Source organism: Mucilaginibacter calamicampi, assembly GCF_042676765.1.
Lineage (GTDB): Bacteria > Bacteroidota > Bacteroidia > Sphingobacteriales > Sphingobacteriaceae > Mucilaginibacter > Mucilaginibacter calamicampi.
The window spans coordinates 297,846-322,366 of the sequence record NZ_JBHTHU010000001.1; the positions used below are offsets into that span (position 1 = coordinate 297,846).

The 24,521-nt window shown below is 42.0% G+C and carries 24 protein-coding genes; 10 read left to right on the plus strand and 14 right to left on the minus strand.

The features are described from left to right. Positions 1-217: 217 nt before the first annotated feature. Together ACFQZS_RS01315 and ACFQZS_RS01320 are read right to left on the minus strand one after the other, a co-directional pair. Positions 218-679, minus strand: a complete 462-nt coding sequence (locus ACFQZS_RS01315) for a deoxycytidylate deaminase (RefSeq protein ID WP_377096513.1) — start codon at positions 677-679, stop codon at positions 218-220. A gap of 28 nt (positions 680-707) precedes the next feature. Beyond that, positions 708-2,345 (minus strand): MFS transporter, encoded by a 1,638-nt coding sequence (locus ACFQZS_RS01320; RefSeq protein WP_377096516.1) that lies wholly within the window; start codon positions 2,343-2,345, stop codon positions 708-710. 174 nt (positions 2,346-2,519) lie between these two features. Between ACFQZS_RS01320 and ACFQZS_RS01325 the strand changes: the two genes are divergently transcribed. Both ACFQZS_RS01325 and ACFQZS_RS01330 read left to right on the plus strand, forming a co-directional pair. Next, a complete protein-coding gene (locus ACFQZS_RS01325) occupies positions 2,520-3,227 on the plus strand; it encodes a LysE family translocator (protein WP_377096519.1) in 708 nt (235 codons plus the stop codon). Positions 3,228-3,280: 53 nt separating this feature from the next. Beyond that, a complete protein-coding gene (locus tag ACFQZS_RS01330; protein WP_377096521.1) occupies positions 3,281-4,012 on the plus strand; it encodes a YqjF family protein in 732 nt (243 codons plus the stop codon). Between the two features lie 204 nt (positions 4,013-4,216). On the opposite strand, the gene ACFQZS_RS01335 is transcribed toward ACFQZS_RS01330, so the two are convergent. The 4 genes from ACFQZS_RS01335 to ACFQZS_RS01350 form a co-directional block, all read right to left on the minus strand. Further along, the gene (locus ACFQZS_RS01335) at positions 4,217-5,479 is read right to left on the minus strand and encodes an anthranilate synthase component I family protein (RefSeq protein WP_377096524.1); all 1,263 of its coding nucleotides are present in this window, start codon (positions 5,477-5,479) and stop codon (positions 4,217-4,219) included. Positions 5,480-5,556: 77 nt separating this feature from the next. Continuing rightward, positions 5,557-6,834 (minus strand): adenylosuccinate synthase, encoded by a 1,278-nt coding sequence (locus ACFQZS_RS01340; RefSeq protein ID WP_377096527.1) that lies wholly within the window; start codon positions 6,832-6,834, stop codon positions 5,557-5,559. Between the two features lie 35 nt (positions 6,835-6,869). Then, positions 6,870-7,337 (minus strand): Fur family transcriptional regulator, encoded by a 468-nt coding sequence (locus tag ACFQZS_RS01345; RefSeq protein ID WP_377096530.1) that lies wholly within the window; start codon positions 7,335-7,337, stop codon positions 6,870-6,872. 145 nt (positions 7,338-7,482) lie between these two features. Further along, positions 7,483-9,705, minus strand: a complete 2,223-nt coding sequence (locus ACFQZS_RS01350; RefSeq protein ID WP_377096533.1) for a RelA/SpoT family protein — start codon at positions 9,703-9,705, stop codon at positions 7,483-7,485. A gap of 108 nt (positions 9,706-9,813) precedes the next feature. On the opposite strand from ACFQZS_RS01350, the gene ACFQZS_RS01355 reads away from it, so the two are divergent. Genes ACFQZS_RS01355 through bshB1 form a run of 3 tightly spaced genes read left to right on the plus strand, consistent with a single transcriptional unit; the run spans position 9,814 to position 11,656 of the window. After that, complete coding sequence (locus ACFQZS_RS01355; RefSeq protein WP_377096536.1) at positions 9,814-10,425, plus strand: DUF4294 domain-containing protein; 612 nt, start codon at positions 9,814-9,816, stop codon at positions 10,423-10,425. 3 nt (positions 10,426-10,428) lie between these two features. Beyond that, complete coding sequence (locus ACFQZS_RS01360; RefSeq protein WP_377096539.1) at positions 10,429-10,926, plus strand: glutathione peroxidase; 498 nt, start codon at positions 10,429-10,431, stop codon at positions 10,924-10,926. Positions 10,927-10,930: 4 nt separating this feature from the next. After that, positions 10,931-11,656, plus strand: a complete 726-nt coding sequence (gene bshB1 / locus ACFQZS_RS01365) for a bacillithiol biosynthesis deacetylase BshB1 (RefSeq protein ID WP_377096542.1) — start codon at positions 10,931-10,933, stop codon at positions 11,654-11,656. 5 nt (positions 11,657-11,661) lie between these two features. Here bshB1 and ACFQZS_RS01370 read toward each other — a convergent pair whose 3' ends face one another. The 4 genes from ACFQZS_RS01370 to ACFQZS_RS01385 form a co-directional block, all read right to left on the minus strand. Further along, a complete protein-coding gene (locus ACFQZS_RS01370) occupies positions 11,662-12,090 on the minus strand; it encodes a hypothetical protein (RefSeq protein ID WP_377096545.1) in 429 nt (142 codons plus the stop codon). 181 nt (positions 12,091-12,271) lie between these two features. Then, the gene (gene lat / locus ACFQZS_RS01375; RefSeq protein WP_377096548.1) at positions 12,272-13,603 is read right to left on the minus strand and encodes an L-lysine 6-transaminase; all 1,332 of its coding nucleotides are present in this window, start codon (positions 13,601-13,603) and stop codon (positions 12,272-12,274) included. Between the two features lie 145 nt (positions 13,604-13,748). Next, on the minus strand, positions 13,749-14,639 hold the full coding sequence (locus tag ACFQZS_RS01380; protein ID WP_377096551.1) for a 1-aminocyclopropane-1-carboxylate deaminase/D-cysteine desulfhydrase: 891 nt from the start codon (positions 14,637-14,639) through the stop codon (positions 13,749-13,751). An 8-nt stretch (positions 14,640-14,647) separates the two neighbouring features. Further along, positions 14,648-15,685 (minus strand): DUF6588 family protein, encoded by a 1,038-nt coding sequence (locus ACFQZS_RS01385; RefSeq protein WP_377096554.1) that lies wholly within the window; start codon positions 15,683-15,685, stop codon positions 14,648-14,650. 128 nt (positions 15,686-15,813) lie between these two features. Between ACFQZS_RS01385 and ACFQZS_RS01390 the strand changes: the two genes are divergently transcribed. From ACFQZS_RS01390 to ACFQZS_RS01405, 4 genes are all read left to right on the plus strand, one after another. After that, entirely contained in the window at positions 15,814-16,842 is a 1,029-nt protein-coding gene (locus tag ACFQZS_RS01390; RefSeq protein ID WP_377096557.1) for an RluA family pseudouridine synthase, read from the plus strand. Positions 16,843-16,925: 83 nt separating this feature from the next. After that, positions 16,926-17,756 (plus strand): aminotransferase class IV, encoded by an 831-nt coding sequence (locus tag ACFQZS_RS01395; protein ID WP_377096560.1) that lies wholly within the window; start codon positions 16,926-16,928, stop codon positions 17,754-17,756. 63 nt (positions 17,757-17,819) lie between these two features. Then, complete coding sequence (locus ACFQZS_RS01400) at positions 17,820-18,452, plus strand: hypothetical protein (RefSeq protein WP_377096562.1); 633 nt, start codon at positions 17,820-17,822, stop codon at positions 18,450-18,452. 113 nt (positions 18,453-18,565) lie between these two features. After that, complete coding sequence (locus ACFQZS_RS01405; protein WP_377096564.1) at positions 18,566-19,474, plus strand: 3-keto-disaccharide hydrolase; 909 nt, start codon at positions 18,566-18,568, stop codon at positions 19,472-19,474. Positions 19,475-19,659: 185 nt separating this feature from the next. On the opposite strand, the gene fmt is transcribed toward ACFQZS_RS01405, so the two are convergent. Both fmt and ACFQZS_RS01415 read right to left on the minus strand, forming a co-directional pair. Next, on the minus strand, positions 19,660-20,580 hold the full coding sequence (fmt, locus tag ACFQZS_RS01410) for a methionyl-tRNA formyltransferase (RefSeq protein WP_377096566.1): 921 nt from the start codon (positions 20,578-20,580) through the stop codon (positions 19,660-19,662). A 103-nt stretch (positions 20,581-20,683) separates the two neighbouring features. After that, on the minus strand, positions 20,684-21,913 hold the full coding sequence (locus ACFQZS_RS01415) for an exo-beta-N-acetylmuramidase NamZ family protein (RefSeq protein WP_377096569.1): 1,230 nt from the start codon (positions 21,911-21,913) through the stop codon (positions 20,684-20,686). Positions 21,914-21,997: 84 nt separating this feature from the next. On the opposite strand from ACFQZS_RS01415, the gene ACFQZS_RS01420 reads away from it, so the two are divergent. Beyond that, positions 21,998-23,218, plus strand: a complete 1,221-nt coding sequence (locus tag ACFQZS_RS01420; RefSeq protein WP_377096572.1) for an ABC transporter permease — start codon at positions 21,998-22,000, stop codon at positions 23,216-23,218. Positions 23,219-23,234: 16 nt separating this feature from the next. Here ACFQZS_RS01420 and ACFQZS_RS01425 read toward each other — a convergent pair whose 3' ends face one another. Both ACFQZS_RS01425 and mazG read right to left on the minus strand, forming a co-directional pair. Beyond that, complete coding sequence (locus ACFQZS_RS01425) at positions 23,235-23,660, minus strand: hypothetical protein (protein WP_377096575.1); 426 nt, start codon at positions 23,658-23,660, stop codon at positions 23,235-23,237. 34 nt (positions 23,661-23,694) lie between these two features. Beyond that, positions 23,695-24,498 carry a nucleoside triphosphate pyrophosphohydrolase gene (mazG, locus tag ACFQZS_RS01430; RefSeq protein WP_377096578.1) on the minus strand — a complete coding sequence of 268 codons (804 nt, stop codon included), beginning with the start codon at positions 24,496-24,498 and terminating at the stop codon, positions 23,695-23,697. Positions 24,499-24,521 lie beyond the last annotated feature (23 nt).

Here is a 24,521-nt window from a genome sequence, read left to right on the forward strand (position 1 = left end):
GAAAAAATAAAAAACGTGCGTAAAGGCCCGCCAAGGTGCGCGGCCGGGAGTCTGGCCTGTGTAGTGGCAGCGATCAGCTTGGCTTGATCTTTTGGTTACTTTTGGATCAAGCCAAAAGTAACAGCCTCCGCGGCAAATGAGCGGGGCAAGCCAAGTGCGTTTGACTTACCAAGCGACAAGCCCACTGAGGCCTTTGGTAGAAGCAAGCGTTCGCCGCTTATACCACTTCTTCCTCTAACCTTACCGTCGGCACACCAAACCGGTTTAAAAAATCAACCCCTTCATCGCTGGCCAAACCTTTATAGCGCGCGTATGATTTGTTGAAATAAACCTGCTTTATCCCTGCGGAAAAAATAAGACGGGCGCAAGCTATGCAGGGTGACAGCGTAGTGTAAAGCGTAGCACCTTCTAATCTTGCACCGTTCTTTACTGCGTACAGTATGGCGTTTTGCTCGGCATGCAGCGCCAACGAGCAGCTCCCTTTTGAGTCGCGGGCGCAGCCGGTTTCGGGCCATTCCTCGTCGCAGTTATGTGTGCCTGCCGGCGGTCCGTTATAGCCTATTGATATAATACGTGTATCGCGGGCCAAAACCGCTCCAACCTGTGCCTTTACGCAATGCGAGCGCAGGGCAAGGTCTGTAGCCAGTTTCATAAATATATGGTCAAAACTTGGTTTCATGGTATGTGATGTTGTAGGGGGCTATACTTTAATGCGAGGCTTTAGCCGTCTCCATATTATCAAGGTCTATACCTTGTTTCTTTAATTCTATACTCACTTTCCAGGCAAAAAAAGCGATGTAAGCAAAACCCAGAGCCGGTATAATGTAAGAGAAGTGAAGGCCACTCATACCCGGAATAACGTTAGTGGCTCCATCGGCAATTTTGCCTTGCAGGGGCGGGATGATAGCGCCGCCTAATATCATCATAATTAAAAAAGCCGAGCCCTGGCTGGTGTATTTGCCCAAACCTGTAATAGCTAACGAGAAAATAGAGGGCCACATGATAGAGCAGCATAGCCCGCCGCTTATAAATGCGAAAGTGGCCACTTTGCCAACAGTAAATAGTCCTCCCAGCATAAATGCCACGCCTAACAGCCCCATTACTGTACAAGTGCGGGTGGGCTTTTGCTGACCAATGTAAAACGCAATAACCAGTATGGCTACGCTAATGGCATAGATATAAAGACTGCTTACATCTTCGCCCAACCAGTGGTTAACTGCCAGCACCAGGGCGAAAGCCGCGAACGGAACTATTAATGTTAATATGTTTTTGGTTTGTTTTGACAGATCAAAAGTATCAATAGCGCCGGTAAAACGGCCTATCATTAAGCTGCCCCAGTAAAGTGATATAAATGGTGCAACCTGCGATTCGGTAAACGATCCGAATTCCGGGGTTTTAAGCAGCGACCCTAAATTACTTTGTATGGTAACCTCGGTGCCTACGTAAGTAAAAATGGCTATCATACCTAAAATTAATTGTGGGTATTGCATGGCGCCCCATCCTGTTTTATTCTTTGCTGATGCAAAAATGATACTTATCAGTGTGCCTAATATGATGGCTAATGACGCATAAACAAGATATTGACCCGGTATGCCAATATTCGCGCTGATAGGATCAGCAGCCAGTATCAGTAAAAAGGCAACAAACAGTATAAATAGCGGCATATTCACTTTTGTGCTCGCTTCTATCTTTTGATCGTTAGTTACTACGGGAAGGTCTGATACCTTGAAAAAGATAGCTACCGCGATGAATAAACCGGCCAATATGTAATATAAGCTGTTTATTGAAGAGATCTGTACATCAGCCGCGGCTATTGCCGATACTGCAGTGCCGAATAATATCAATTTTACAGTTAAGGGTCCTAATATCCCGCCAATGTTATTTAAGCTGCCCGCTAAATTTAAGCGCGTGGCGCCTGTTGCAGGCGGGCCTAAGGCAATTACAAAAGGGTTAGCTGCAGTTTGTTGCAAAGAGAAACCTAACGCTATGATAAAAAAGGACAGTAATATAAGAGGGAAAGAGCCAACATTAATGGATGGAACCATGGCCAATGCCCCAACCGCAGATATTGCCAGACCTATCACAATGCCGTTTTTGTAACCTAATTTGTTCAAAATATCAACCTTGCTGGTTTGCGATGCGAAGTATAACACAAGCGAACCAATAAAGTATCCGCCGTAAAAAGTGAAGTCAATTAATTGCGATTCAAATTGGGTTAGGCTAAAATGTTCTTTGCAAAAGGGAATAAATATGCCGTTTGACGCGGCCAAAAACCCCCAGAAAAAATATACAGTAATAACGGTATACAATGCCGACCCGTAGTTTTTTGCCCCTTTTTGCTCCATATATGTAGGTTAATATTGTGTTGGGATTTAAACACTAACATAAGCCATTTTTTACAATTGCAGTTATACTATTTTAATTATGCAAACATTAGTTAATACATATGTGCCATTTATTTTGGTTGTTTATGATATAAGACAGATATTCGCATTCTCATCAAAAAGAAAACCTAATAAATGATAGAGGCTGTTATTTCGGGGATAGGGATTGGAATAGTGTTGACGTTTTTAACCGGCCCGGTTTTTTTTGCATTAATTAAAACCAGTATTGAGCGCGGCTTCCATGCAGGCATTTACATGGCGCTGGGAGTAGTATGCAGCGATATAGTGTTTGTTGGTGCCATTCTTTTCGGCTCGCAGTTGTTTGAAGTATCTGCCCAAACCAAAACTATAGCGGGTGTTGTGGGTAGTATTATATTGTTTGTGGTAGGCATACGCTACATTATTAAAAAAGTAAAGATCAATTACAGTAACGATCAGCCTACCGGGTTAAAGCGCTACGGGTACTTTTTAAAGGGCTTTTTGATGTGTATTTTTAATCCTACGCTATTGTTCCACTGGATAACCGTTATAGGTACAGCCAGCACAATTTTTCGCGCGGATGACAGTAGCAGGGTTTTGAAAATTACGGTTATGTTTTTAACCGTGCTGGTGGTTCAGTTTGGGTTGGATACTACCAAGGCATTTTATGCTAACAAATTACGCGATAAGGTGTCGCCTAAATTAGTGCACCGCCTTAACCAGGTTGCCGGTGTAGCGCTTATTATCGCTTCGCTGGTATTGGTTGATAAACTGGTTACGCATTATGTTTTTTCGGCCCCCGCTGCAGAGGCTAAAACCGCATCCCGCGGGCATCATTCTTTCGGGGAGATAAGATTGTTTTAGTTTCTCGAATTTGCCCGGATCTGTTTCGGTAGTCATCATACATTGTGCCAGTCATGCCCACAAAAACTTTCCTCACTGCTAACTGGCTTAATCTAATTATGCTCAATTATGAGGTGGATCCGGCTATATTAAAGCAATATGTTCCTGCCGGTACCGAGTTGGATCTGTGGGAAGGCAAGGCACTGGTTAGCATGGTGGGTTTTTTGTTTGATGATACCCGTGTGTTGGGAATCCGTTGGCCCTTTCATGTAAATTTTGAAGAAGTTAACCTGCGTTTTTATGTTAAATATTTTGACGGCACGGTATGGAAACGAGGTGCTGTTTTTATAAGTGAACTGGTACCCAAACATGCTATTGCTTTAATTGCCAATAATCTCTACCGCGAGCATTACCGTGCGCTGCCTATGCGTAGTTCTATTATACCCATTAGTGAAAACCAAACCCAACATCTGTATGAGTGGAAGCTGAGTGAAAAATGGAATAAGTTAGGCGCTACGGTAATGGATGAACCAACCGATATTGCATCGGGAAGCGCCGAGGAGTTTATTTTTGAGCATTATTGGGGCTATAATATCTGGAATGCGACTACAACTATGGAATATGAAGTGCAGCATGTACCATGGCAAGTGCGGCAAGTGACTGATTATGTTTTTGATGCTGATGTAGCAGCTTTGTACGGGGATACCTTTGTGCCTTATTTGCAACGGAAACCTTATTCGGCTTTTTTTGCCAACGGTTCTGCCATTGGGGTTAGGATGGGCGAGAAGATAAGGGTAGATAAATAAGCCGCAGGTGAGACAAAAAAAGTCGATTTTTCATTTAATTGAAAGCCAATAACTTATACAAGTTTTACAGCTAATTTTCCTGACGAATAAGTTGTCTCACCTTGTCCCACGCAAAAACCGCAAACCGCTAATTTCCAGATATTTACTGAAAAAGCTGTCCCACCTTGTCCCGCTTTGTCTCACACACGCGTGGGACAAAACTTCTTATTTATTCCCTAAAACCTCTAACACTGCTTTAGCTTTAAGCAGGCATTCTTCGTATTCCTTTTCAGCATCGGCATGGTAAGTAATGGCGCTGCCCGCCTGGAAGGACAGATAGCGGGCATCAGCATTGTAAAGCAAGCTGCGTATTACCACATTAAAATCAAAGTCATCATCCGGACTGAAATAACCAATAGCACCTGAGTATAGCCCACGTTTGCTGCGTTCGTACTGCTCCATCAACTGCATAGCACTGATTTTCGGCGCGCCTGTCATGCTACCCATAGGGAAGGTATTGCGCACAGCCTCAACAGCCGAAACATCCTCCCGCAGCTCGCACACTACTGTTGACATCATTTGATGCACCTGCTTAAAGCTGTATATGCCAAACAACTCCTCCGTTTTAACGGTACCCGGCTTAGCTGATTTGGTGAGATCATTACGTACCAGGTCTACTATCATCACGTTTTCCTGCTGCTCTTTGGCGTGATTGCGCAGTTGTAGCTTTATAGCCTCATCTTCCTCCACCGTATCGCCGCGCGGCGCTGTCCCCTTTATGGGCTGTGATATTAGCGTGCTGCCCCTTTTGGCCACAAAGCGTTCCGGCGAGGCGCATAGAGCGTAGTTGTAATTCCACTTATAAAATGCCGCGAATGGTTTGGGCGAGGTTCTGTTCAGTTCTAAAAACAAAGCAACGGGATCAATATCAACTTCATCAGCATAAAACTCCTGGCAGAAGTTGGTAACATAGATATCGCCGCGGGCAATGTGTTCTTTTATATTTGCTGCCGCGCTTAAATACTGCTCCTTGCTGAAGCGTTGCTTAAGCGCCACCGGGGTGATAAATCCGGCTTCTGTATGTTGACGTTCAATAGCTTGTAAAATTTGCTCAGAGTCGTCCGAAATGATCTCAACCTGATTATCACGGATAATGATAAGGTGCAGGGGAGCAAAAAAGTGCAGATCGGGGAACTGAAGATGGTCGGGATTTGAGGAAGTTAGATTCTCTACCTCGTTCTTCAAATCGTAACTCAGAAAGCCGGTTATCCATCCTTTATGCTTATTGCGAAATTGTATTAGTTCATCAAATGCAGAACCTGCCGGAGCGGTGATCTGATCTTTAACTCCTACAGCTATCAGTGTATCAAATTTTGCGTAGGGGTCTTTAAAATCGTTGGAGTCCAAGTAACAAACGGCATCAAAAGTTGCCGCCCATTGTAAGGCCTTGTTTTTAAAAATTCCGGTATCTGTTAATAGGTTTACCACCGCGCAAAAATAGGTACATAAAAACAAAAGCCGACTTTTTGAGCGGCTTTTGTTTTTATGTACAGATTAACTAATCTTTAGTGCAACACCAAGGTCTGTTTCCTGTCTGGGCCTACTGATAAATATTTAATTGGTACACCCAATTCTTTCTCCAGGTAATCAATGTATGATTGCAGTTTTGCAGGTATCTCAGATAATTCGGTTATACCGGTCAGATCTTCGTTCCAGCCATCAACTTCCTGCAATACAGGCACTGCATCAACTGAGCAGATATCGTAAGGCATATAGTCTATTTTTTCGCCTAAATAGTTGTAGTGGGTACAGGCGTATATTTTATCAAAGCCACTTAACACATCGGCCTTGGTCATTACCATTTGCGTTACACCGTTAAGCATAATAGCATACTTTAAAGCAGGCAGATCTATCCAGCCTGTGCGGCGTGGCCTGCCGGTTGTAGCGCCAAATTCATGCCCTATGCGGCGAAGCTCCTCGCCGGTTTCGTCATTCAATTCGGTAGGGAAGGGGCCTCCGCCTACACGTGTGCAATAGGCTTTAAAAATGCCAATCACATCGCCAATGGTTGACGGTGCAATACCTAAACCCGTACACGCGCCCGCAGTAGTTGTATTGGATGAAGTTACAAACGGGTACGAACCGAAGTCAATATCCAGCATAGCGCCTTGTGCGCCTTCTGCCAATACCTTTTTTCCTTCTTTAATATAATTGTTTACCAGGTGCTCAGAATCAACCAGCGGGAATTGTTTTATCAACTCAATAGCCTCAAAAAATGCCTGCTCGCGCTCGCTGAAATCAGCTACTTCACCATACAATGCCTGCAGCATTGACGTGTGTTTACCAACTAATTTCTGATAGCGTTCTTTAAAATCAGGCAAAGTTATATCGCCTATACGTAAGCCATTCCTTCCGGTTTTATCCATGTAGGTTGGGCCAATACCTTTTAGGGTAGATCCTATCTTGCCTTCGCCCATGCGTTTCTCGTTAGCGGCATCAAGCAATTGGTGGGTAGGTAATATCAGGTGAGCCTTTTTTGCTATAACCAGGTTCTTTTTGGCAAGCAGGTCATGGCCGGCATCTTTTAATTTATCCAATTCCCTTTTAAGGGTGATAGGATCAATAACAACACCGTTGCCAATAAGGTTAAGTGTGTTATTAAAAAATATTCCCGAAGGGATAGTGTTCAGTACAAATTTCTTTCCGTCAAACTCTAAAGTATGCCCTGCATTGGGGCCGCCCTGAAAGCGGGCAATCAGGTCGTAACCTGCACTTAAAACGTCAACAATCTTTCCTTTACCTTCGTCGCCCCATTGGAGGCCTAATAATACGTCAACAGCCATTATGAAATTATAGTGTTATATTAAAGGTCGCAAAGTTAATTTTTTCTGTCACAGAAACCTTCTCTAAGTTTTACACAATTTCCATAAAGATTTAAGGAGTGGTGCTTGATCTCAAATTTTAACAGATCGCCCATCATACTTTGTATCTGTTGGATGCGTGGGTCGCAAAACTCAACAACCTTACCGCAATCAATACAAATAATATGGTCGTGCTGACGGTAGCCGTATGATTTTTCAAACTGGGCCATGTTTTTACCAAACTGGTGTTTGGTAACCAGATCGCATGAAACAAGCAGTTCCAGCGTATTGTATACCGTGGCGCGGCTAACCCTGTATTTCTTGTTTTTCATGTGGATGTATAACGATTCCACATCAAAATGATCGCTACGCGAATAGATCTCTTCCAAAATAGCAAAGCGTTCGGGCGTTTTGCGCAAACTTTTATTTTCAAGGTAAGCCTCGAAAATCTTTTTTACCATTGCTATGGTTTCCTGTTGGGGCATAGTGTTTTATTAAAGAGTCAAAGTTATTAATTATTTGGGAGAGAGAAGAACCAAGAGTCAAGAATCAAGAGTCAAGATTTTTGTATGATAATTGACTTTGACTTCAAAGACTTATTTGTCTTGATTCTTGACTCTTGACTGTGTCTCAAGACGCTTTCTCAATAGCTGTATCAAAGCGGCTCACGGTGTTAACTCCGTTCACCATTTTAAGCTTCTTTATCAGGTTATCTAAATGTTCGGTGTCATTAACATAAACCATTATAGACCCTTCAAATATACCATTATCGCTATCAACAGTTATTGAGCGCATGTTCACCTTAAAATCATTAGATATTACGGTGGTTATCTTGTTAATCAATCCAACATCATCAATGCCTGTAATGCGTAAACCGGTTAAAAATGCCAGCTCCTGCTGGTTGGTCCACTTAGCTTTAACAATGCGATAGCCATAGTTTGCCATTAATTTGGCAGCGTTAGGGCAATTGGTGCGGTGTATTTTTATACCGTCGCTTACGGTAATAAATCCAAAAACATCATCGCCCGGGATGGGGTTACAACAGGCAGCCAGCTTGTAATCTATCTTCTGCATGTCTTCGCCAATAAGCAGCATATCGCTGTCTTTGGTTTTGATGTTTTTTAGCAGGGTATGCACCTGCTCAGTATCTATCTTGTCCTGCGGTTTGTTTTCAATTACCTTTTCAGAAAGCTGGTATTCCCTCAGATCCTTAATGTCTATTAATCCCTTTGCAACATTGAAGAACAGATCCTGGGTAGATGTTAGTTTAAAGTAAAAACTCAGCTTATGCAGATTTTCTGAATTGTAAGTGATCTTAAGCGACTTCATTTTTCGCTCTAATATCTCCTTGCCATCCTCGGCTATTTTGCGTTTTTCTTCTTTTAAGGCCGATTTGATCTTTGATTTGGCCTTGGCGGTAACCACAAAGTTCAACCAGTCCTCTTTAGGTATTTGCTTGCTTGAGGTGATGATCTCCACCTGATCGCCATTTTGCAGTCTGTAGCTTAGTGGTACCAGTTTGTGGTTTACTTTGGCACCAATACAACTGGCACCTACATCGGTGTGTATCTCAAAGGCAAAATCAAGCGCGGTGGCATTTAATGGCAGCTGTATAAGCGCCCCTTTCGGCGTGAAAATAAAGATCTCGTCAGAAAAGAGATTCATTTTAAAATCGTCCAGAAACTCCAGGGCATTCGCGTCCGGGTTCTTCAGCATCTCGCGCACTTTGCTAACCCATTGGTCAAGTCCGCTATCGGTTGATGCTTCTTTGTATTTCCAATGCGCCGCAAAGCCTTTCTCTGCAATCTCGTTCATGCGTTTGGTGCGTATCTGCACCTCCACCCATTGCCCGCGGGGCCCCATTACTGTGGTGTGTAAAGATTCGTAACCATTTGCCTTTGGCGATGATATCCAGTCGCGCAGCCTGTCAGGATTTGGCCGGTACAGATCGGTCACTATTGAGTATGCTTTCCAGCAATCGGCCTTTTCATGGTCGGGCGCGCTATCCAGAATTATTCTGATAGCAAAAAGATCATAAACCTCCTCAAACGGAACGGCCTTTTTCTTCATCTTTGTCCATATAGAATGGATAGATTTTGGCCGCCCGAATATATCGCCCTCTAAATCCTGGCCTTCCAGTGTTTTCTTTACCGGCTCAATAAAATCGCGGATAAAACGTTCCCTTTCGGCCTTTTTTTCGTTGAGTTTATTTTTGATGAACTGATAAGTTTCCCGCTCCATATATTTCATGGAGAGGTCTTCCAGTTCAGATTTAATAGCATACAAACCCAGGCGGTGCGCAAGGGGCGCGTACAAATAAATTGTTTCTGATGATAGTTTAAGCTGCTTATCGCGCGGCATAAACTCCATAGTACGCATATTGTGCAGCCTGTCGGCCAGTTTTATCAATATTACCCTAACATCGTCTGCAAGGGTAAGCAGCATTTTACGAAAGTTCTCTGCCTGCAATGAGCTATTCGTGTCAAAAACACCTGATATTTTGGTAAGGCCGTCAATAATTTTGGCTACCTTTTTTCCAAACTCATTCTCAATTTCATCAAGCGTTATATCTGTGTCTTCAACAACATCATGCAGCAGGGCGCATACAATGGACGTAGTGCCCAGGCCAATTTCTTCGGCAGCTATTTGTGCTACCGCAATGGGGTGATAAATGTATGGCTCGCCACTTTTGCGGCGCATATCTTTATGGCTTTCCAGGGCCATATCAAAAGCCTTGCGTATCATGCGTTTATCACCTTTTTGTAAGGTAGACTTACTTGCACGCAGCAAAGCGCGATATCTTTTTAGTATCTCGGTTTTTTCCGCTTCAATATCAATCACTAATTCTTTCATACCGCGGTTATAAATTTAATCATCACAGGTTTGCAATAAACATTTTATTTGCCGTAACTTTATAAAATACAGAAAAAAATTGCTTTAATTTTGCAGAGAAGTAAAATTATGAAATTTATCGGTCTTATTATAGTTTGCTGTTGTGTGGCTGGCGTAGTAAAAGCGCAAGAAGCGGCGCGATATCCGGTATTGGGCAAAAATGACACTATAAGGACCTATTCTGTTGAATACGAAGGGGAACGCATACCATGGATGGTTGCCCCGGAGGTACAGATAACAGATGTGCGTATTTTCAGAACACAGGCAGATCGCGATGCCTATCGGCGTTTAAAATACAATGTTTATAAAGTTATTCCGTATGCCCGTTTCGCAGGGCAAAGATATAGACAGTTAGAGCGCGATCTGGCACTTACTGGTGATAAGAGAAAGCAAAAGGCGCTGGTAAAATCATGCGAGACGCAGATAAAGGACATGTTTAACAAAGAGATTGAAAATTTAACGGTTACGCAGGGAGAGATCTTGATAAAATTAATTGACCGCGAAACCGATAATACTACATACGCTCTGGTTAAGGAACTAAAAGGCGGCTTTAATGCTTTCCTGCTACAATCAGCAGCACGCATATTTGGCCACAACTTAAAACAAGAATACGACAGGGAAGAACAGCACGATATTGAGTACATACTGCAACAGGCAGGATACGATTCGTATATATATTAATTAATGACTGATAATACCATCTACAAGTTTAACGTCCCCATGTTAAACGGACTGGAAGAGAGTTTAAGCGCTTATAAAAACAAGGTGCTTCTTATAGTTAACACCGCCTCGCAATGCGGTTTTACTCCTCAAATGAAGGATCTGGTTGAATTAAAAAATGAATTTGCAGGTTTAGATTTTGAAATACTGGCTTTTCCGTCAAATGATTTTGGCGGGCAGGAACCGCTGGAAGGTGCCGGAATTATCCAGTTTTGCGAAAATAACGGAACAAATTTCCACGTTTTTGATAAGATAAGAGTGCGGGGGCCGTACGCTCATCCGCTGTATAAGTTTTTTGCTGATAAAAAGCAAAATGGCGTACTATCATCCGTGCCACGCTGGAATTTCCACAAGTTTTTGGTTAACAGACTGGGTGTTGTTACCGATTTTTTTTATCCCTTTACCAAGCCCACGTCTAAGAAGATCAGGAAAAGAATAGACCGCCTGGTAAACGAAATTTAATATTATGCTCAAATTAGATATACTGGTACTGTCTGTACATCCTGATGATGCTGAATTAGGTTGTGCCGGCACTCTGCTTAAACATATTGCTGACGGAAAGAAAGTAGGCATAGTTGATCTTACACGCGGCGAATTAGGCACCCGCGGGTCAGTAGAGATACGCGCCGCTGAAGCTGCGGCTTCTGCTGCTATATTGGGCCTGCATGCACGGGAGAATTTGGGCCTGCCCGATGGCTTTTTTCAAAATACACAGGAATATCAGTTGAAAGTTATAGCGGCTATACGCAAATATCAGCCGGAAATAATTATTGGTAATGCTAAGCACGATAGGCATCCCGATCATGGCAGGGCTTATGAGTTAATTGACACCGCATGTTTTCTATCAGGCTTGCGTAAAATTGAAACCTACAGCGATGGCGAATTACAGCAACCCTGGCGCCCCAATATTTTACTCAATTTTATACAGGACGAGTATATTGAGCCTGATATATTAATTGATGTTACCGAGCATTGGGACAAAAAAATTGAAAGCATAAAAGCGTTTGGGTCGCAGTTTTATAACCCGGACTGGAATGAGGGTGAGCCACAAACCTATATTTCCTCGCCCGGATTTATTGAGGGTATTGACGGGCGCGCCCGCGAATTTGGAAAAATTATGGGAGTTACGTATGCGGAAGGATTTACCTCGCACCGGGTGTTAGGTGTTGATAACTTATTTAACCTTAAATAAGCTGTTTATATCTTAATATATTCAAACCTGTTATTTTCTTCATTGCGTTGCCTTCTTAACTTATTCTCATTGGATAATTTAAGTAAAATACCAGAAAGCTCAGACGTTTTAAAATCCGAATCGAGTTTTTTCATACAGTATTCGGCAATGGATGATATAGAATGTGGCGTTTTAAAGAAATCGGTATTCAATAACTTATGTAATACTCTTGTTGCACCTGGTTTTTTGCGCTGGGCAATGTTAACTGTTGTATTTGTTTCGGGCTTTTTTTTGATGAATACCTCAGTATTATCTATCTCGTTTTTTTCAAACTCAATCATGGCTTCCAATAGCTTGTCCACTACTCTTACCTGTACTGCTTCGGAACGGAATGCATTAACAACTTCAGATATTTCTATAAGCTGTTTTTTTAGTTTTTCAATTGGCTTGCTCATATAAAATAACAATTTTAGGGAAAAATTATTCTTATAGAATTACAGGCTTATTAGGGATGCGTACCTGTTAACGAATCACGCTTACGTGATATGTACAAACATACGTTATAGCAGTTTAAAACAAAACCGAAGATTATTTTCTCACTAAAAAATAAGTTGTTGTAGCAATATTATTACACTTTTATAACATTTGCAGCACTTCTTTCAGGATATTCAGGCCGTTATCAATATTATTTTTTTCAATAATAAGTGCCGGTCTAAAGCGTATGGTACGCGGGCCGCAACCCAAAAACATTACATTTCTTTTCATCCCTTCGCTTATAAATTTATCACGTTGAGGTTTGTCAGTAAAATCAAATGCAGTCAATAATCCTTTGCCACGCACATTGCTTATTTTAGGGTTTCGTATAGCAATTGCGTTCAGTTGTTCCTGTAGGTAGCGGCCATTGTCTGCCGCTTTATTACAAAGCTCGTCTTCCTCAATTATCTCTAATATTTTTGTGGAGCGCACCATATCAACTAAACTACCACCCCATGTTGAATTGATACGCGAAGGCACCTTAAATACGTTGTGTTCTACTTCGTCAACACGCTTGCCGGCCAAAATACCGCATACCTGCATTTTCTTTCCAAAAGCGATAATATCCGGCCTGGCTTTTTCGCCAAAATGCTCATGGCACCAAAATTTGCCGCTAAGGCCTACTCCGGTTTGTACCTCATCAAATATTAATAAAGCTTCGTTCTCATCGGCCAAAACACGCAATTGCTCCATAAACTCCTTTCGGGCATGATTATCGCCACCTTCGGCTTGTACAGGCTCAACAATAATGGCGCATATATCATCCTTATTGTCTGCAAACGTTTTTTTTATTTGCTCAATGGATGCTTTTTCTCTTTTTTCAAGATCAGCCAGATTTTCGTTAGTAAGAGGAAACTTTACAGCAGGGAACGACACCGTTGGCCAGTCAAACTTGGCGAACCATTTTGTTTTAACGGGTAACGTATTCGTTAAGCTAAGCGTATAACCGGTTCTGCCGTGAAAAGCGTGTTCAAAGTGCAATACTTTAAAGCCTTTCTCTGTAGTGTAACCCTTCGCGAAGTTTTTCTGCACCTTCCAGTCCATGGCAGTTTTAAGCGCGTTCTCAATAGCTAAACCACCGCCCGATATAAAGAAGGCATGTGGCAGGTAATCCGGCATGCCCACGCGTTCAAAAGTTTTAACAAATTGCGCGTATTCGGTTGTATAGATGTCAGAGTTAGAGGGATTGGTCAGCGCAGCCAGCATCAGGCTTTTTTTAAACTGCTCATCACCCAGCATTTTAGGATGATTATATCCTAAGGGAACCGAGGCAAAGCAAGTAAAAAAGTCCAGAAGGGTTCGCTTGTTTTTTGAATCGTAGATGTAAACACCCTCACTTTTTTCCATGTCAAAAGTAAGGTCATAGCCGTCAGCTAAAACATGTTTTCGTAACGAATCAATAACATTTTCGGGTGCAACAGATAGATTGTACATATTGGTATTTGTATAGATCAAAGGTACACAAAATGGCCTGTTTGCCCTAATTTGGCGATTTTTGAACCGATAAAGAAAAAACCAACTTTAAATTAACTAAAGCCGCTTTTTGTTCCGATTTTAAAAACGGTATTTGAGTTTTCTGTTAGTCAAATTTGTTTTTCATCCCCAGTAAACCCCATATACCGCCGCTATGTATGGCTAATATTTTGCTGCCGGGTTTAAACTGATCATTAGCTGCCATATCATAAATGGCGTAAAGCATTTTGCCGGTATAAACAGGGTCAATAAGTATACCCGTTTGGGCAACGAAATTTTTAATAAATGCAATAAGCTCAGGTGTTGTTTTCCCGTAGCCTCCAAAATGGTAGCCGGTATGCAGGTGGTATTCACAATTGTTTAGCAGCAGATTATCAATATCCTTCCTTAAAAAATCACCACCTTTCAATACTGGTACACCATGCATTTTGGTGTGCGAGTGATGATTTTGCAACCCGTTAATAATACCCGCTGCCATAGTGCCGGTACCGCAGGCGCAGAAAATATGGTCGTAGTTTTCCGCTAATTCATCCACCAGCTCGCTGCAACCCCTCGCTGCCTCCGGCGATGCGCCGCCTTCATCTATAAAGAACGCATAATCATCATCAGCAAAATGTTTGTTGAATAATGCAGGTTTATCGCGGTAGCTGTCTCTGTCAACAAAAATTAAATTCATGCCGTGCAGGCGGCACATAAAAAGCATATCATTATCAATTGCATCACCGCGTACAAAGCCAGTGGCCTTAAAACCGAATAAAGCAGCGGCCCCTGCCGTGGCCAGCAGATGGTTGGAAAACGCGCCGCCAAATGTTACCAGATGGGTTTTACTTTCGGCCCGCGCTTTTTTTAATAGATATTTTAGTTTGCGCCATTTATTGCCTGATATAATGGGGTGTATCAGGTCGTCGCGCTTTATAAAAACAGATAAGCCCCGTTCATCAAAAAGCTGAGCTTTTATTTGATGAACGGGGCTGTAAATATCCAGATCGATATGCATTACCGATTTTAGAAGCCCAGGCCTATACCGCCGTTAACTGACTTGTATTGACCTAAACTACCTGAAGCATAAATGCGGAATACAGCAAGATTTAACTGGAAACCAACATCGGTACGTAGCCCGGCAATGCTATTTTGGTTAATGTTAACAGGGTCTGTAAGGGTATTGTAAGTATAAACCGGTCCGGTGGGGCCTGCTACACCGCCAGACTTAACCACATATTTGCCTAATACGCCAAACTCTGTGTTAGCACTTTGATAAGCAACAGCTACAAATGGAGTAAAGAACAATAGTTTTTTTGACAATATTGCCTGCACGTTAACACCGCTGAACTTAGCATCAACACGCTGATTATTTGATGCGTTTGATGTTCCATCCTCGTTAGCTACATTTAATGTTTTTGAATAGTTAATGCGGCTGTAGTTAACAGCAAGTGCCAGATCAAACGAACTTGTCTTTACAAAATCTTTTATAATATTGTGTTTTACGCCAATACCAAACATACCCACTTTACCCGCGTCATCACCTAATTTAATATCGGGAGTTATACGAAACGTAACATCGGTGTTTTGAACTAAACCAACAGTAAGTTGAACGGTTGGAGCAGGTATAATATGGAAAATACCTTTAGGCATTCTAAAGCTGCTAAGGGTTTGTCCAGATCCGTCTTTTACATTCATCAATGGCCCTTCTGCGTCTTTTCCGCCAAAAGTTGGCGCAATTACATCACTGGGGTTTGCCGGGGTAATACGGGTTAAACCAACCTTAGTTACATCAAAGCTTTTGTCTGATGTAGGTACAAAAGCTCCGTTTGCGGTTATGCGCAAATCAAAATGCAATAATTTTTTTGTAGCTGCTGTATTGTTCCAGCCGCTGTTAAGCCCGGTGCCAAAACCTCTAAATAAAGGGTTAGCATAGTTTGTAAATAAAATGGTGGCATCCGCAGCGTTGGATCTGATCAGTTCATCAAACCCATCCTGGGCACTCGCGGTTAACGAAACGGCAGTAAGTAACAGTGCCGTAATAAAGGAGTAAAGTTTTCTCATAATTGTGGTTTAAAGTAAGTTATTGGAGTAAAAGTAATATATATTTATTATAAAAAAATAATACCAAATTGGGAGATTACCAATATTCGTACAACTACACATATTAAAAAACAACTATTTTTGCCGGCATGAACCAGGACGCGGAAGTATTTGAGCAAGATGAACAGGACCTATACGAGCACCTGCGTGTTGTGGTAGATAAAGGGCAGTCGCTTTTACGTATTGATAAATTTTTGATGCATAGAGTTGAAAATGCATCGCGTAACCGCATACAAAACGCCATAGACGCCGAAAACGTGCTGGTGAATGATAAAGCTGTTAAACCTAGTTACAAAGTAAAACCGCTTGACGTAATTTCGGTTGTATTGCCGCATCCCCCGCGCGATACGGAAGTTTACCCTGAAAATTTGCCTATCACTATTGCTTATGAAGATGATGATGTATTGGTAGTTAATAAGGAGGCAGGTATGGTAGTGCATCCCGGTTATAATAACTATACCGGTACTTTGGTTAACGCGTTGGTTTATCACTTTCAGCAGTTACCTACTTTGCCGGGCAATGATGGCCGCCCGGGCTTGGTGCATCGCATTGATAAGGATACGTCGGGTTTGCTGCTTATCAGTAAGAACGAGCGTTCAATGAATTACCTGGCCAAGCAATTTTTTGATCATACAATAACGCGTAAATACATGGCATTGGTTTGGGGCGATCTGGAGCAGGATGGCACCGTAACGGGCTATATTGGCCGCAGCGTGGCAGACAGGCGCGTAATGTCTATTTATGATGATCCGGAGAAAGGAAAATGGTCTGTAACCCATTATAGAGTATTGGAGCGCTTAAACTATGTTACGCTGATAGAATGCCAGTTAGAGACAGGGCGTACGCACCAGATACGCGCCCACATGAAGCATATTGGGCACCCTTTATTTAGCGATGCTACCTATGGCGGCGATAAAATATTAAAGGGTACGGTATTTAGCAAGTACAAGCAGTTTGTTGATAATTGTTTTGAGCTAATGCCACGGCAGGCGTTACACGCGCAAACGCTGGGTTTTGTGCACCCTTCTAAAAAAACGTACATACATTTTGAAGCCGCCCTTCCGGATGATTTTTCATCAGTGCTCGAAAAATGGCGAAAATATGTGGCTCCGGTATAATTGGATGCTAATCGGCCTATCTTTGTAACATTAACCAAACTACGTTTGTCAAAACATCATTTTTTAAACATCTGCCGCTGCCAATGCTTTTTGTAAATTTTAACGGAGAAATATTACCTGCAGATACCAAAGTGCTTACTGTGGCCAACCGGGGCTTCAAATACGGCGATGGTTTGTTTGAAAGTATGCGCATGCTAAAAGGGCAGCTAAAATTTGCTGCCGAACATGCTGGCCGGCTGCAAAAAGGCATGAAAGCTTTAAAAATAGACGGGTATTCGCAAATGGATAGCTGGTTTTTAAAGGAAAAATCTGAGCAACTGGCATCTGTTAATAAAATAAAGCACGGCCGTTTACGTCTCACTGTTTATCGCGATGCTGACGGACTTTATACCCCATCTCAAAATAAGGCAGGTTACCTGCTTGAAATTCAACCTGTTGATGAGCCCCGTTATTTTTTAAACAGCAAGGGACTTATAATTGATGTGTTTACCGAATTGTCTAAACCCACCAATTTTCTATCCAACATAAAAACCTGCAATTCTCTTGTTTACGTGCTTGCGGGCATCCATAAAAGTCAGAATAATCTGGATGATGTTTTGCTGCTTAATCAGAATGGTTTTTTATGCGAAGCAAGCAGTTCTAATGTGTTTGTATATTACCAAAATCACTTATATACCCCTGCTTTAAGCGAAGGCTGCGTAGAGGGCGTAATGCGGCAGGTGGTAATAGATATTGCTAAAAGAATAGGCGTGCCGCTTACTGAAGCACAGATAAACCCTGAAATTTTATATGAAGCCGACGAGGTTTTTTTAACCAATGCAGTTAAGGGTATACAAAGCGTAATGGGTTATGGCATACGGCGATATTTTAATAAGGTGAGTAAGGCATTAATGGATGAGCTGAACAAGTTGTAACATAAGCTATTGGTTATAGTCATATTATTAGCGTATTACGCTAATAACATAAAACTTATAATCATGAAACCACCATCATTAATTATTGCAGCTTTTGCAATTTTGTTGTCCTCTTGCAGCAATCCACCGGCCGGTTCAAAGCCAGATCAGGCCATGCCCAAAGCCTTACAAAACGACGAAAAGATATCGGATGTTATTTCGATAAAACGTATGGGCTACGGTAACCTGATACAGGAACTATATGATGACGCTGTGTCAAAAGATCCGGAGCTTGAAAAGCTGGAAAAAGAGTTGGCAGCATTTAATGAAGTTAAGGGCGACAGCTTAACAAAGGTTGAGCGGTTTAAAGCAAAATCGGTTGAGTTCTATAGTTCGGGCAGCAATTTATCTGAAACTATTGCAGATTCAACATTAAGGAAGAAGATATCGGCAATATTGGAAGCGAGCAATAAGCAATATCAGTCAAAAACTAATAAGCTTACCAGGCTGAGCAAATTTATTGAGCAGAACGAAGCAGATATTAAAGATTACCACACTATGCTAAAGCTGATGGTAACACTGCCTGTTATAGAAAAATACCAGAATCAGCAATTGTTGGAGGTAACAAAAACTGCGAATGGGATTGCCAAAAGTGCCGAGCGTTTGAAGGGCAATACTAAGTCTTTAGCAGATAAGTTTGAAAGGGCAAGAAAGTAGATTTGTAAGTTAATTAGTTAAAATTTTCGTGAATGATACAGAGGCTTAAAGTTTGTTTGTTTTGTATATATTTGATATAACCAATTTAAAAACATCTACTTAACGCCTTTGCTATGAAACGATTTTCAATTATTTTGTTCTGTATGTTACTTTTATCAGCGGCATCATTTGCACAAACACTTACTAACGCATGGACACCGTTGCTTACACAAGACGGAAGATATTTTGAAAAGTTTATTGGGATACCACATACCAGCGTAGCCGGCTTGCCCGATTGGAACAAGGGCGATGGAACAACCACAGGTACACCACTTGGCCTTAATAACGATCCGCTGAATGTTTTTAAAATTGAAATGACGAATGGCAAGCCAGTTTTACATGTTTCGGGCGAGATATTTGGCGGGTATAGCACAAAACAAGATTTCGGCAATTATCACCTTAAAGCCGAGGTTAAATTTGGCGATAAAAAATATGAACCCAGATTAGCTGATAAACGCGATAATGGTTTTCTGTATCACGGTCAGGCACCACACGGACAGTTTTGGCATGTATGGTACCGGGCCCAGGAGTTTCAAGTACAGGAAGGCGATATGGGCGATTATTATTCCTTAGCAGGAACCGCGATGGATATACACGCGCAAAAAGCAGATACAGCCAGAAGAACCCGCTGGATGTATGACCCGGCCGCGCCTGTACATACTTTCGCATCAACCGGTGCAGCATCAACCGCTACTATAGCAAGATCAGGAGGCAACGTAGCCCACCTTGCCGGGAATTTTGAAAACCCTCATGGCGAATGGACAACGGTTGAACTATATTGCTTTGGCGACAAATCTATCCACGTAATAAACGGCCACGTAGTTATGGTTCTTGAAAACTCGCGCACGGTATTACCTGATGGTACAACAAAACCGTTAACCAGTGGTAAGATCCAGTTTCAGTCTGAAGGAGCGGAGGCTTACTATCGCAATATTGAGATTAAGAAGTTGGATAAGTTGCCGGATTTGAATACGTTTAAGTAAAATATTTTGATCGAATAATTTATAGCGGACTTTCTTCCATCCTAAGTTATAGAATCAATCAACTATCTGTAAGTGACGTGTGGCTAACGGGGCTGTCATGGTGAGCCTGTCGAACCATAGCGCGGGAAGGCCCTTGCCCGTCCTTCGACAGGCTCAGGATGACAGGCCACCTGCTACAAAAAAATTTACAGCTTTATTCCCCTTAAAAACTCCTCAATACCCATACGCTTTTTACCTTCCAATTGTACATCGGTAACTAAAACATAGCCATCCTGCGTAGCAAATTTAAGGTAGGTTTTATTGTCGGTTAAAAAGCCGCCGGGTAATATACCGGGGGTAGAGGGCTGCGTTTCTGCACGGAATATCCTGAAGGTTTTTTCGTTTAAGGTGGTATACGCGGCCGGCGAGGGGCTTAAACCACGTATATGATTATAAATAGTTTCTGAGGGCTGGTTCCAGTTTATCAGGCCGTCTTTTTTGCTTAATTTGGGCGCGGTCTTCAACTCAATATCCTCAGCCAGTAAACTTGATTGTGCGTGTTGGTTATAACGGCCGCTTTCAATTGCTTTTACAGTTTTTACCAGTAAAAGCGGGCCCTTGTTCATTAACCTGTCGTGCAGTTCGCCGGCTGTTTCGTGGCCCGTAAGCGTAACTTTTTCGGTAAACAGGATATTGCCCGTATCAATTTCGTGTTTAAGGAAAAATGTGGTTACACCACTTTCTTTTTCGCCATTAATTAATACCCAGTTAATGGGCGCAGCACCACGATATTGCGGCAGTAGCGAAGCATGTAAGTTAATAGTTCCTTTTGATGGCATTGTCCAAACCTCTTCGGGCAACATCCTGAAAGCTACAACCACCTGCAGATCTGCTTCAAGCGCCTTTAACTCTTCTAAAAACTGAGGATCCTTAAGATTAGTTGGCTGTAATACTTTTAAACCTTTTTCTACAGCAAACTTCTTTACAGGCGACTCATTTAGTTTTTGTCCCCGGCCTGCAGGCTTGTCGGGCGCGGTTATCACTCCAACAATATTAGAACCTGCCTGTAACAATTCATCCAGCGACGGAACAGCGAATTGGGGGGTGCCCATAAAAACAATCTTCATAGTGACAATTTGATGTGATGTTACCTGTAAAATTAAACTTTGTAAATAAAATTATTGTATCAATTGCTTATGGCTAAACCGCGTTTTGCCATAAAATTACCCTTTACTGATACAATAAGTACTTTTTACGCACAACTTTAAATTTGTTTAAACCGGGTTGCCAGCTAAGGCGTATTTGCTGCTCTGACATTCCTTGTTCTATTTGCTTACGCAGTTGCTCAGTTCCGGCCAATTTGGTAAAATAAGCGTTAAAAAATCGCGGCTTATCCGGAAAGTCATTGTACATTTTTATCAGCCAGGAAAGGTTGATCTTGCGTGTTTTTCTTAAGCTGTCTGTATTATAATTTTTAAGATCAATGCCGTAGCAGATCATGTTTTTCTGTGGCGGGTCTTCGCTCATGCCGGCAATGCTTACCGGTTTAAAAGAATAGCTGTATTTGCCTTTTAACAATGGGTGACCTACCACCTGGAAAGGTTCCATAGTGCCACGCCCTAAGCTCAATGTAGTTCCCTCAAACAGGCAAACGCTGGGGTAAAGTAATATAGACTGATACGTATTTAAGTTTGGTGATGGGTTAACCGGTAATTTATAGGGCGAAGCATGGCTGTAATTGGCCATTTTTATAATTTTTAGCTTACATTTTTTACCCTTATTTAACCAACCCTCGCCATTTATCATCTGCGCGTATTCCGCAATGGTCATGCCGTGTGCTATGGGTATTCTATGCATGCCAACAAAAGACGAATAAGCTGTATCTAAAATAGGTCCATCTATGGTAAGTCCGTTGGGGTTTGGGCGGTCAAGCACCATCAGCTCAATATTGTTTTCTGCACAGGCTTCCATTACGTAGTGCAAAGTAGAAATGTACGTGTAAAACCTTGCGCCAACGTCTTGAATATCAAATATTAATAAATTAATCCCTTTCAGATCAGCTTGGGTAGGTTTGTAATGTTTGCCGTAAAGTGATATAACAGGCAGTCCGGTTTTGGTATCTATATCATCGCCGACAACGGCGCCGTTGCTTGCATTTCCTCTAAAACCATGTTCGGGGCCGAAGATCTTTTTTATCTTAATACCTCGTGCCAGCAGGCTATCAACCGTAGTTGTTTGGCGTGTACCAATAACCGATGTTTGATTTACCACCATGCCTATATTTTTCGTCTTAATATAGTCAAAATACAGCGAAATACGGTCTGCTCCCGTAATAATTTTTTTTAGGGTATCGCGTTGGGCTGGTTTGCCGGCAAAAGTGCAATTGCTTTGCAGTGTTACTAAAAAAAGCAGCAGGGCGGCAGAACGTGTAAATCGAAAAAATGATTTTATCCTTTTCATATAAATAAACACCTGCGCCATTTAAAAGTACCATTTTAAGCGGTAAAACCGCATATTTGCGAAGTTACAAAAAAATACTTTTCCTTGAGTTTTGCATCGTTCATAGCCGGAAGAATAACTTTTAAATCAAAACGCACGTTTTCAAAACTGATTGTGCGCATTGCGATTATTGGCATTATGCTGGGCCTGGGGGTGATGATCCTTTCGCTGGCAGTTGTAAGCGGCTTTAAGCGCGAGATCCGTGAAAAGGTGAGAGGGTTTGATGGCGACATGAAGGTGATAAAATACGACCTCAATAGCTCCTTTGAAAATTCACCTTTTGTTAGAGATACACTTACGGAGCAAAAACTCCGCAACGCCAGTTCAGTTGAGTATATGGTACCCTATGCAACCAAGGCAGGAATTGTTAAGTTCTCTGACGAGATTGAAGGCGTTATATTAAAAGGGGTTGATAAGACTTATAACTGGAGATTTATTAAAAGCTGTTTGGTTGAAGGCAACGTTATTAACTTTGCCGATTCCATAGCCGCAAGGCAGCAGCTGATGGTATCGCAAACCACGGCAAACCGTTTGCGACTGAAGGTAGGCGATAAGGTGATCATCTATTTTGTGCAGGAACCGCCGCGACCCCGGCCGTTTAAAATTGTGGGTATTTATGATACCAGCATTCAGGAAGTAGACAAAACCTATGTTATAGGCGACCTTTCTGTAATACAGAAGCTTAACGACCAACAACCTGACGTAATAGGTGGATATGAACTGCGGATAAAGAACTTTGACAGGCTTGACACCGTTGCCGATCAGGTAAACAGTTCGTTACCCATTAAACTGAGACTAACTACAATAAAGGAGAACTACTCTAATATATTCGACTGGCTGCAGATATTGGATGTTAACGCGCAGGTTATGCTGGTGCTGATGCTGCTGGTGGCGGTAATTAATATGATATCGGCGTTGCTTATCATGATCCTGGAGCGCACCTCTATGATTGGAATTATGAAGGCGATGGGCACCACTAACTGGGCCATACAAAAGATATTTTTGTATAATGCCTCCTATCTTATCAGTATCGGTTTATTGCTGGGAAATATTTTGGGAGTAGGGCTGGGTTTGTTTCAGTACTATACCCATTTTTTTAAGCTGGATGCCAGCTCTTATTACATGACATTTATTCCCGTAGAAATCAAATTTACAGATGTAGTATTACTCAATATTGGTACAATGGCAGTTTGCCTGTTGGTGCTGATAATCCCTTCGATGCTTATATCGCGGATAACGCCGGTTAAGGCCATCAGGTTTAAATAAAATTGCTTACTAATAACTATTTCTTAGTAAAAAGGTAGTCGTAAGTATCATCTCCGGAAACTTTGAATATCCTGAAATTATAACCGTCATAAGCATAATTAAACACTCCATTTAAATATGACTTTGTAGGTGGCGGCCCTGTTGTTGGATTGTTTGAATCTTTAAACTCAATCGTGGTTTCATTTCCCAGATAATCCCCCATGCCGTTGGCGTGAACTGCGTCGGCATCGCTGGTAAGTATAAAACCGGTATCAGACATAACCAATTGAATATTTGCGGTAACTGTGGTTTTAGCTGATGTAGCAGGATCAATATAAGTGCGCGTAAATTTACCTGCAAAAGTACCATACGGCACTAATGGTTCGGGCTGGTCAATGTTTGTTTTAACGCAGCCTGCAATAAATATCAATAACGGAAGTAAACAGATCAGCTTTTTCATCATGTCTTTTTGTTAAAGAATTTATACAGTTAAATTGCTATTGCCTTTTTGCCTCCTCCCAAAAAACATCCATTTCTGTAAGGCTCATATCTTGTAGCTTCCTTCCGTTTTCGGCTGCTTTGCTTTCTAGGTATTGAAAACGTTTAATAAACTTACGATTGGTTTTCTCCAACGCATCTTCAGGATTTATATTAATAAAGCGGGCATAGTTAATAAGCGAAAACAATAAATCGCCAAACTCACTTTCTGCCTTGTCGTGGTCAATGGCGCTGTTGTCTTCTGCATTGAACTCGTTTTTAAACTCCTGCATTTCCTCTTCCACCTTTGCCCACACCTGGCTTTTCTCTTCCCAGTCAAACCCAACACCACGCGCTTTCTCCTGTATCCGCGATGCCTTTACCAACGCGGGTAACGATGCCGGTACACCCCCCAATACAGATTTATTGCCCTCTTTAAGCTTTATCTGCTCCCAGTTGCGTTTTACATCGTTCTCGTCGTTTACCTCCACGTCGCTGTAAATGTGCGGGTGGCGGTTTATCAGTTTATCGCATATACCGTTCAATACGCCCGTAATGTCAAAGTGGTTGCCTTCTGATGCTATTTTGGTGTAGAATACAAGGTGCAGCATAATATCGCCCAGTTCCTTTTTTATCTCCGGCATATCTCCGGCCAATATAGAATCTGATAACTCATACACCTCTTCAATGGTTAAATGTCTAAGGCTTTCTAACGTCTGCTTCCTGTCCCATGGGCAGTTAAGGCGTAGGTCGTCCATTATACCTAACAGGCGTTCAAAAGCAGTTGCAGGGGTTGAAGCGGTAACGGGTGGTATTAGTGGCATATAAGTATGTGCAAATGTGTGGA